This window comes from Testudinibacter sp. 'clade 2', from assembly GCF_006227735.1.
Taxonomy (GTDB): domain Bacteria; phylum Pseudomonadota; class Gammaproteobacteria; order Enterobacterales; family Pasteurellaceae; genus Chelonobacter.
Map to the genome: position 1 here is coordinate 1 of NZ_VDHB01000042.1, position 10,262 is coordinate 10,262.

The window sequence follows — 10,262 nt, forward strand, 5'->3', positions numbered from 1 at the left end:
CTATTGATTTCGGCTTACGCCTAGATTGTGCTCATTTTAAACGACAACTCAAAATATAAACAAACATCAACAGACCCTAGCTTGGCTCTCTTTTTTTGCAGAACTTGCGCAGCAGTTGGATTACAATAGGCACACCAAATTTTAAGGAGAAAGCATGATGTCGCAAGAGGATAAAGTACGCCAACATTTGCAGCAGTTGCAATATAACTTACAGCAATTGGCTTTATGGCAAACCTCACCACCGGAACAAGAGCGGTTGCAGAGCGAGCAACCGTTCCATTTAGACACGTTGGAGCCGTATGAGTGGCTGCAATGGATTTTTATTCCGCGTATGCACGCGTTGTTGGATGCTGAGGCGCCGCTGCCTAGCAAAATTGCCATTACGCCTTATCTGGAAGAGGCAATGAACGATATTGCCCAACTTGAGCTGTTGCTATCCCCATTAACCGACATAGAAAGCCTGCTGAATGAGCCAGCATAAACCGCACTTTGACTCTGGCAATGGAGAGCAGACAACAGCACAGCCGCCGATTTTGCAAATTTTGTATCGTGACGAGGACATTATTGCTATCAATAAACCAGCAGGCATGCTAGTACACCGTAGCTGGCTGGATAAGCATGAAACCCGTTTTGTGATGCAGACCTTGCGTGATCAAATCGGGCAGCACGTTTATACGGTTCATCGTTTAGATCGTCCGACATCCGGTGTATTGGTGTTGGCGCTGAACCAAGAATCTGCTCGTCGTCTCAGCCGACAATTCGAACAAAAACAGATCGAAAAAAGCTATTTGGCGGTGGTGCGGGGGTTTTTGTGCGGGCAGGGAAGAATTGATTATCCGTTAAAAGAGCAGTTGGATAAAATTGCCGATAAATTCAGTCAGCCGGAAAAAGCGGCTCAAAGTGCGGTCACCGATTACCAGACTTTAGCGCAGATCGAAATGCCGTATCCTGCCGGACGCTATGCCAGTGCCCGTTATAGTCTGGTGAAATTATTGCCGCAAACCGGTCGTAAACATCAATTAAGGCGTCATATGAAGCACCTGCATCATCCGATCATCGGCGATTCGGCTTATGGGGATTTGCGCCAAAACCGCACTTTTAGTGAGCATCTGGGGTGCAGTGGCTTAATGCTGCATGCGCATAAAATCGGCTTTGAACACCCGATAAGCGGGCAGAAAATAACAATTTGTGCTGAGGTTGATCAAAATTGGCAACGGATGCTAAATATTTTTAAATGGAAAATTAATGATCACGACATTTATTAAATTATGACTAAATAAATAGCAAATTCATTGTTAAAACAAATCCTGTTTTGCAATTGTAGTTGCAATTTATATAACCTTTGTATATGTTAGCAGGCAAGTCGCACTGCCGCTGACTTAATGCTATGCAATTACACTTATAAATCTGTATGTTGACAGATCACAATTTAGAAGGAGTGCTATACATGAAACAACTTTTTAAATTATCTTTCGTTGCCGGACTAATGGCATCATCTACCGCTGTTATGGCTGCTGAACAATTTGTTACCATCGGAACCGGCGGACAAACCGGTGTTTATTATGTCGTGGGACAATCCATTTGCCAGTTGGTCAACCGTGATTCAGCGAAAAGCGGCATCAAATGTAATGCGCCTTCCACCGGCGCTTCAGTTGCTAATTTAAATGCGATTGCCGGAAAGCAATTAGATATGGGGATTGCTCAATCAGACTGGCAATATCATGCCTATAACGGCACTAGCTCGTTTGAAGGCAAGAAAAATGATAAGTTAAGAGCGGTGTTCTCGATTCACCCAGAGCCGTTTACGGTGATGGCGCGTGACGACTCGGGTATTCAATCTTTCGATGATCTGAAAGGCAAACGTGTCAATGTCGGTGATCCGGGGTCTGGCACGCGGGCAACCATGAACGTAATTTTAGCCGCTAAAGGCTGGGATGATTCCGCCTTTAAAGTTGCTTCCGAATTGAAGCCGGCAGAAATGGCATCGGTGATGTGTGATAACAATCTGGATGCAATCACTTATAACGTGGGTCACCCGAACGGGGCACTGAAAGAGGCTGCGGCATCTTGTGCCGCACATTTAGTGCCGGTTGAAGGCGAAGCGATTGACAAATTGGTTGCCGATCACAGTTATTATGCTAAAGCAGTGATTCCGGGCGGTTTGTATGCGGGCTCGGATAACCCGACCAATACCTTTGGGGTTTATGCGACGTTGGTGACGTCTGCCGATGTCAGTGATGATCAGGTTTATGCGGTCGTGAAAGCGGTGTTCGATAATTTTGATCGCTTTAAACGTTTACACCCGGCATTTGCAAACCTGAAAGAAGATGAAATGATTAAAAACGCACTGTCTGCGCCATTACACGATGGTGCAGTGCGTTATTATAAAGAAAGAGGCTGGATGTAATTTTTCTTAGCTTGCTTAATTTTATTAAAGGCAGGGGATTTCCCTGCCTTTGCTGTTTAAACCTACAACTTAACAGGGAAAAGGACTATGTTAGACAAAACCAATAAAACCTTTGACCAAGACGATCTGCAAGACATGGTGGCGGCAAACGACTCCGGCGGTCGCAATCCCTATGGCTTTACAAAAAAATTGATTTTTGCGGTTGCCATTCTTTGGTCGTTATTTCAAATTTATTATGCTTCGCCTTTGCCGTTTGTGTTTCAAGAAATGCTACGTTCAATCGGATTGGGCTCGATCAACGTGGTGTTTGATGATACTAAAGCCCGCTCAATCCATCTGGCATTTGCGCTGTTTCTAGCCTATCTTTCCTATCCGGCGTTTAAATCTTCACCAATCCACCATGTACCGATTTTAGATTGGATTTTTGCTTTTGCCGCCACCTTCTGTGCCTCCTATTATCTGTTTTTTTATGGTGAACTGGTTACACGTTTTGGTGCGCCGAATACGCAAGACATTGTTGTCGGGATTGTCGGGATTTTATTATTGTTGGAAGCTTGCCGGCGTAGTTTAGGCTTGCCATTGGTGATTATTGCCAGTGTATTTTTGCTGTATAACTATTTTGGCCAATATTTTCCGTCCAGCTGGATTGTCAGCCACAGAACCGGCAGTTTGTCGCATATCATCAATCAACAATGGATCACCACCGAAGGAGTATTTGGCGTAGCACTTGGAGTTTCCACCAAGTATGTGTTCCTGTTTGTATTATTTGGTGCATTGTTGGATAAAGCCGGGGCAGGAAACTATTTTATCAAAACCGCCTTTGCCTTTTTAGGGCATTTCCGTGGTGGGCCGGCAAAAGCGGCGGTGGTAGCCTCCGGCTTGACCGGCTTGATCTCCGGTTCTTCAATTGCAAATGTGGTAACCACCGGAACCTTTACCATTCCAATGATGAAACGGGTCGGTTTTTCTGCGGAAAAAGCAGGGGCAGTAGAAGTAGCATCTTCGGTCAATGGGCAAATCATGCCGCCGGTGATGGGTGCTGCTGCATTTTTGATGATTGAATATGTCAATATGCCGTACAGTCAGCTGATTACCCACGCTTTCCTGCCAGCGATTATTTCTTATATTGCCTTAGTGTATATTGTACATTTGGAAGCCTGCAAAATGGATCTGAAAGGTTTGGAAAGAGCGGATGCCGCCAAACCTTGGGTGATTAGTGTATTACGCGGATTAGGCAGCTTTATTACTATCTGTGTGGTGTATTTTATCATTGAGTATGGCTTGTCATGGATAAAAACGCTATCGCCAGATCACGCCTTAGCCATTGTATCGATATTAGTGGGACTGGTTTATCTTCTGTTATTAAAACGGGTGGCTAAATTTGACGATTTGGAAATTGACGATCCGAATTCTCCGGTAGTGAAATTGCCTTCGGTTAAACCTACCGTGAATGCCGGATTGCATTTCTTATTGCCGGTGGTGATTTTGATCTGGTGTTTGATGGTGGAAAGAATGTCACCGGGTTTGTCCGCTTTCTGGGGAAGCTTGGCGCTCTGTTTTATTTTATTGACTCAAAGACCTATTTTGCAGCTCTATCGCCGCCAAGGAAAAGTTGCGGCTGCGACCAAACAGGGCTTCAATGATTTAGTTACCGGTTTGGAAAGCGGCGCACGTAATATGATCGGCATCGGCATTGCCACAGCAACTGCCGGGATTATCGTCGGCGTGGTGGCATTAACCGGTTTTGGTGTGCAGCTTTCGAGTATTATCGAATTTTTATCGATGGGTAATATTCTGTTAATGCTGATTTTAGTTGCGATCTTCAGCCTGATTTTAGGGATGGGCTTGCCGACAACCGCCAACTATATTGTGGTATCGTCCTTAATGGCAACCGTGATTGTGGAAGTTGGGCGTCAAAACGGTTTAATAGTACCGTTGGTTGCGGTGCATTTATTCGTATTCTACTTCGGAATTATGGCGGATGTGACCCCGCCGGTCGGCCTGGCTTCTTTTGCGGCGGCAGCGGTATCCGGTGGCAATCCGATCAAGACCGGCTTGGTGGCGTTCGGTTACAGCTTGCGTACCGCTATTTTACCGTTCTTGTTTATTTTCAATACGGATTTGTTATTGATTGATGTCGGTTTTGCCAAAGGTGTGATGGTGTTTATTGTCGCCACAATAGCCATATTGGCATTTACTGCAGCTTCAATGCGCTACTTCTTTGACCATACCAAGTGGTGGGAAACCGCATTATTGCTATTAATCACCTTTATGCTGTTCCGCCCGGGATTCTTTATGAACTATATTTCGCCAACTGAGCGTCATATTGAGCCGATCAACATTGTGCAGGAAATTGCCCATGCCCCGGTGGGTGAAACCATGACCTTAAAAGTGGCGGGAATCAACCAATATGGTACACCGATTGAATTTTTCGCAAAATTGAATGTTCCACAAGGCAATAGCGGAGAAGAACGGATACAGAATCTGGGCTTAACCTTATTAGATACGGGAGAGCAGATTGAAGTTGATGGCGAAATGACGCATAAAATCATCATTGATGAGGCACAACTGGATTCAGCAGCAGAAAAAGCCGGCTTAAGCTGGGATCAAACTATTTTGTATGTTGCGTTACCGCGTCACAATACACTCGCCAAAGAATGGATGTTTATTCCAGCATTGCTGCTATTATTCGGTTTAGGGTTCAATCAAATCCGACGCCGTCGTAAAATCGAATCGTAAAAGGGAGAGTGAATAATGTTTAAGAATATCTTAATTGTGATTGATCTGGGGTATATTCCGCTAGCCAAAAAATTAGCGGAAACTGCACTTGAAATGACGCGGAATAATCCAGATACTATTTATCGTGTTGCCGGCATTGTGTCGGCACCGAGCAATAGTATTGTTTCCTCGTTTTTACCCACTAATTTTGATAAAGAAGTGCTGGCGGAAGCCAATAAAAAATTGCATGAATTTACCCGAGATGTGTTCCCACAAGAGAGTAAAGTGCAACATATCGTGGCTTACGGCACAATTTATGAAGAAGTGAATCGAGTTGCTGAAGAAAAAAATGTCGATCTTATTATTATGATGGCATCAAAAGATGATAATAAAGAAGGGCTAAGTTCAAACACGGTTAAAGTAGCACGTTACAGCCGCAAACCGATCTTGATTCTGCGATAAACATTATTAGTCAAAAAAAGAGGCGTAGTGATATCACCACGCCTCTTTTTTCGTTGTATTATCTGGTTTCAATTAGCGTGCAGAAACTGCATTCAGCATCCAAATGAGTTTTTCCTGCTCTTTGATATAGTCACTCATTTGTGAAGCTGTACCTTCATCATCCGCTTCACCGGCTAAAAACAAAATATCCCGCTGTAGCACTAATAATGCTTTAAAACCGTCTAACGTACCTTGCAAGGTTTGCGTATCGGTAACCGCATTGGTGTGAGACTGAATGTCGGAGATTGCCAAGTAGTCTTGAAAAGAGTGCAGCGGACGTTGCCCCAATGTTAAAATTCGCTCAGCGATTTCATCAATTTTGATCACCAAGTTATCATAAATCTCTTCAAATTTAACATGCAATTCGAAAAAGTTAGGACCGGTAATATTCCAGTGATAGCCACGTACATTCATGTAAAAAACTTGATAATTTGCCAGTAAAACGTTTAATTTTTCGGCGAGGGCTTGTGACTTTCCCACATCTAATCCAATATTTGTTGTCATAATATTTCTCCTTAATAAATAGTAATATGTTATTCACGCATAAAGTATAGGTGTTAGCTTCTTTTGATGCTAATCGCAATTATGGATAGCTATGATAGGTGTTGGCTAATAAATAATCAGTTATTGATAATTATTAGCAATCAAAGTGCGGTTGCGGCAAAATACATTAGAGCACAGACCCTAGAATAGTCTTGAATTTAAGCAGAAATACAAAAGCTTCCGGGAAAGGAAGCTTTTGCAGAAATATCGAATTAATCCTGACTATTGTTCATCTGTTCCAGTTCATAAGGATCGGGTTTTATCGCCAACACATCACAATTCAAACGACCAATAACATGCTCAGCAGTATTGCCCAAAAACGCCGCCGATAAACCGGTACGTCCAATCGTGCCCAAAACGACTAATTCTGCTTTAATTTTTTCAGCAACTTGCGGAATAACTTCTTCCGGTAGTCCTTCTTCCACATGGGTATGATCTTCGTTAATGCAATAATGCTGACGCAACGCTTTCATGTTAATCAAATGCTGACCACGAATGCTGTCTGTGTAGGCATTCGGGTTAAATTCAGGCAGATCGATCGCCATATTGACCGGTGTAGTAGGGTAGGCAGTTGCCAGGTGAATATTGCCCGCCGCCAATACCTTAGCCAAATCAAGGCTGGCATCAACCAATTTTTTATTCAGAATATCGTGGTATTCTTCGTCATCAGCAACGTTGACCGCAACCAGAATTCGTCCTTCCGGTTGCCATTCATGTTCTTTGACAATCAGAATAGGGCAAGGGCATTTACGCAATAGCTGCCAGTCGGTTGGCGTGAAAATCAGCGCATCCAAACCTTCAGCTGGTTTTGCCACTTTAACCACCAAATCGTGATTTTTCAGCTTAACCTGCTCAAGAATCGCTTCGTAATCGCGGCTTTTCCACACGACAGTAGTGTCGATTTCAATGCCGGAATCTGTAGGAATGGTTTGCTGAATCAGCTCTTCCAGCCACTCTTTTTTCTGATTGATAATGCCTTCGTGCATGCTTTCCCGCTCTTCAGCAGATAGCATGGCACTCATTTCAAACGAAAAATCGTAGAGAGATAAGAACAGTGTTAATTTAGCGCGGATATCGGCTTTTTTCAGCTGTTTTGCCAAATGTAATGCACGCAAAAGGCTAGGCTGGGTTTCCAGCATCGGATCGATAACCACTAAGATATTATTGAAATGCATACAAATCACCTCCAAGTTCTAATGGGAGAACACTAAGGAGAATATTTTACTACACTTTTAGCACACAACAATGTGTATCGGGTAATTTTTTCGATTATGAGCCTTTACATTTGGTAGAGTCGGCTAATGCACGAAGCTTTTCAAGGTCAGTAATCGTAATAAATTTCCCCTGTACTGAAAGGATACCGTTCTTTTTAAAACGTCCTAATAAACGACTGATTGTTTCGACAGTCAGTCCCAAATAGTTGGCAATATCGCCGCGGGTCATCGTCAACCCGAATTCTTTAGAGGAGAAGCCGCGTGCAGAGTAGCGCTGAGATAAATTATTGATGAAGGCGGCTAATCGTTCTTCGGCATTCATTTTTGATAACAACAGAATCATCGCCTGATCGCTTTTGATCTCGCTGCTCATTAAACGCATGATTTGTTGTCTTAGTTTCGGCATTTTTCCAGCGAGATCATCTAAAATATCAAACGGAATTTCGCACACCATTGCAGTTTCCAACGCTTGAGCAAAACTTGGGTGTTGCATATCAGTGATAGCGTCAAAACCGACTAAATCACCGGGCAAGTGAAAAGAGGTGATTTGCTCTTCACCTGTTTCGCTGATGGTATAGGTTTTGATGGTACCGGAACGAATCGCATACAGCGAACGCAATGGGTCACCGGCTTTAAACATGATTTGCGATTTTTGAATCGGTTTTTTGCGCTCAATAATATTATCCAGTTGATCCAGCTCTTGATTATTCAGAGTGAACGGAATACAAAGTGTGCTGATACTACAGTCCTGACAATGAATAGCACAGCCACCGGATTGAATACGTACCGCAGAAATATTGGTTGAGGGCATTTTTATTACACCTTTATTGAGAAATAAATTGATCTATCTCAATAATTCTAGCATTATTCGATCTATATAAGAAGTATTAAAATAGAGAGTTTGTGGAGATAAAATGGCGGCGGAGAAATTAACCAAAAAAAGACTGTTCCAACTGCTGATCGCACTAGCGATTTTGTTGGCTGCGTTTTTATACCGCACTTATTGTTATCAGTAGGTTATTATCAATACTATTTTGAATAAATAGGTATAATAAAAAGGGTAGTGCCTGATGGTTCTACCCTTTTATAGTGTGCATTATTGTGACAACGTCACTATTGTGTAACTTCACTAGCCGTAGTTTCTACCGCTAATCCAGCCAAATCAGCATCAATGTGATATAAACCGCGTCCATCCGTGCCGACTAGGTTAAATTTATCTAAAATGCCGCTAAATAATTTTTCTTCTTCGTGCTGTTCTGCTACATACCATTGTAAGAAGTTGAAAGAAGAGAAGTCTTTTTCTTTAAATGTGGTATCGACCAATTCATTAATTTTCGAGGTGACCAGTTTTTCGTGTTCGTAGGTCAGTTCGAAAACTTCTTTCAGGGAAGAAAACTGTTGTTGTGGTGCTTCAATTTTACCAATTACCGCCAAGGCGCCGGTTTCGGTTAAATAAGTGAATAAACGACGCATATGTTGCATTTCCTCATCAGCATGCGCCAATAAAAACTGAGCAGCACCAGGAAAGCCTTTCTTTTCACACCATGCGCTCATTTGTAGGTATAAATTGGAAGAGAAGAATTCCAAGTTAAGCTGTGCGTTCAGATCATCAATAATTTTTTTCGATAACATAATATAATCTCCAAGGTTCAGTTTTACAGGGCTGCCAATTCTTTATCCAAGAAATACAGGGATAAGCCTGAATCACCTAATAAGTTGAATTTATCTAAAATACTGTTGAACAGTTTCTCTTCTTCATGTTGTTCTGCTACATACCATTGCAAGAAATTAAAACTGGACTGATCACCGCATTCAAAGGTGACTTCCACCAGTTTATTAATTTTTTTAGTCACTAACTTTTCATGTTCGAGTGTTAATTCGAAAATTTCGCGCAAAGAGGAGAAGTCGGCAGGTGGTGCATCCAATTCGCCTAACACAGGCATGATGCCAGTGTCATTCAGGTATTGAAACAGCTTTTGCATGTGTTGCATCTCTTCATCGGCATGTCTCAACAAAAATTGAGCTGCACCTTCAAATCCTTTTTGAGAGCACCATGCGCTCATCTGTAGATATAAATTGGAAGAGTAGAATTCCAAATTTATTTGTTCATTTAGCTTATTGATTACTTTTTTCTCTAGCATATTGATGTCCTTTTGAAAAATTTATTTTGAATCAACTGTTTAAATAAAACTATCAAATTTATGTGATGTGATAGTAGGAACCTTATCGATGATACGCCAAAAAAAAGTAAAAAGATAGCAGTTTAAGGGTAAGTGATTAATATATAAAGAAATCATAACTATTCTTATTTTATTAAAATCGAACAATGGCATTTTATATTTTTAGACTGAATTGAGGGCATATCGTAATAGCGGATAAAACCGCACTCGAATTTTATTTTGGGCAGTTTTAGTTATCGACATAACTTCATAATCCGTTGTTTTAGCTAACGCATATTTCATCTTGATCCAGTCTGATTTGGATTCGATATCAAACCATTATTTCTACGAATAACGGCGGTTGTCCAATTACGGCATCAACAGGGCAATCGATGTGACATAAAAGTGACTTACTATTTTATCTAATTTAACATAATATACATTATGCGAAATTAGTTATGCGGTTAGTGACCGCTACGGATTAAGTAAATCACAGGGTTATACACAAGCATGAAAATCAGCAAAAGACGCTGTAAAAAGGCACTCTAAGCGATTTTTGAGATAAAAATAGATGGTTATTAAATGGAAATAATGGTTGTAAGGAAGGTTTAAAGATGTTTTTTCACTACCGCACTTGCTTTATTGAACGCTAAAAAAATACGCCTTATTTGGGCGTATCTTTTTATTCTCAGTTTTTAATTCTACGGTTTTAATACTACG

At 41.6% G+C, this 10,262-nt stretch carries 10 protein-coding genes; 5 read left to right on the forward strand and 5 right to left on the reverse strand.

The window, feature by feature from the left end:
- The first annotated feature begins 157 nt into the window (after nucleotides 1-157).
- The 5 genes from FHQ30_RS04155 to FHQ30_RS04175 all read left to right on the forward strand — a co-directional run bounded on the left by FHQ30_RS04155 (nucleotide 158) and on the right by FHQ30_RS04175 (nucleotide 5,587).
- Entirely contained in the window at nucleotides 158-481 is a 324-nt protein-coding gene (locus FHQ30_RS04155; RefSeq protein WP_139611980.1) for a YqcC family protein, read from the forward strand.
- Between the two features lie 49 nt (nucleotides 482-530).
- Nucleotides 531-1,265, forward strand: a complete 735-nt coding sequence (gene truC / locus FHQ30_RS04160; RefSeq protein WP_267963857.1) for a tRNA pseudouridine(65) synthase TruC — start codon at nucleotides 531-533, stop codon at nucleotides 1,263-1,265.
- Nucleotides 1,266-1,447: 182 nt separating this feature from the next.
- Nucleotides 1,448-2,407 (forward strand): TAXI family TRAP transporter solute-binding subunit, encoded by a 960-nt coding sequence (locus FHQ30_RS04165; protein WP_139611978.1) that lies wholly within the window; start codon nucleotides 1,448-1,450, stop codon nucleotides 2,405-2,407.
- An 87-nt stretch (nucleotides 2,408-2,494) separates the two neighbouring features.
- On the forward strand, nucleotides 2,495-5,146 hold the full coding sequence (locus tag FHQ30_RS04170; RefSeq protein ID WP_139611977.1) for a TRAP transporter permease: 2,652 nt from the start codon (nucleotides 2,495-2,497) through the stop codon (nucleotides 5,144-5,146).
- Between the two features lie 15 nt (nucleotides 5,147-5,161).
- A complete protein-coding gene (locus FHQ30_RS04175) occupies nucleotides 5,162-5,587 on the forward strand; it encodes a universal stress protein (RefSeq protein WP_132967548.1) in 426 nt (141 codons plus the stop codon).
- 72 nt (nucleotides 5,588-5,659) lie between these two features.
- On the opposite strand, the gene FHQ30_RS04180 is transcribed toward FHQ30_RS04175, so the two are convergent.
- The 5 genes from FHQ30_RS04180 to ftnA (FHQ30_RS04200) all read right to left on the reverse strand — a co-directional run bounded on the left by FHQ30_RS04180 (nucleotide 5,660) and on the right by ftnA (FHQ30_RS04200) (nucleotide 9,524).
- Nucleotides 5,660-6,130, reverse strand: coding sequence for a Dps family protein (locus FHQ30_RS04180; protein WP_139611976.1), 471 nt, complete (start codon nucleotides 6,128-6,130; stop codon nucleotides 5,660-5,662).
- Nucleotides 6,131-6,381: 251 nt separating this feature from the next.
- Entirely contained in the window at nucleotides 6,382-7,344 is a 963-nt protein-coding gene (gene uspE, locus FHQ30_RS04185; RefSeq protein ID WP_139611975.1) for a universal stress protein UspE, read from the reverse strand.
- Between the two features lie 94 nt (nucleotides 7,345-7,438).
- Nucleotides 7,439-8,194 carry a fumarate/nitrate reduction transcriptional regulator Fnr gene (fnr, locus tag FHQ30_RS04190; protein WP_139611974.1) on the reverse strand — a complete coding sequence of 252 codons (756 nt, stop codon included), beginning with the start codon at nucleotides 8,192-8,194 and terminating at the stop codon, nucleotides 7,439-7,441.
- Between the two features lie 302 nt (nucleotides 8,195-8,496).
- Entirely contained in the window at nucleotides 8,497-9,015 is a 519-nt protein-coding gene (ftnA, locus tag FHQ30_RS04195) for a non-heme ferritin (RefSeq protein ID WP_132967544.1), read from the reverse strand.
- A 23-nt stretch (nucleotides 9,016-9,038) separates the two neighbouring features.
- A complete protein-coding gene (ftnA, locus tag FHQ30_RS04200) occupies nucleotides 9,039-9,524 on the reverse strand; it encodes a non-heme ferritin (RefSeq protein WP_132967543.1) in 486 nt (161 codons plus the stop codon).
- Nucleotides 9,525-10,262 lie beyond the last annotated feature (738 nt).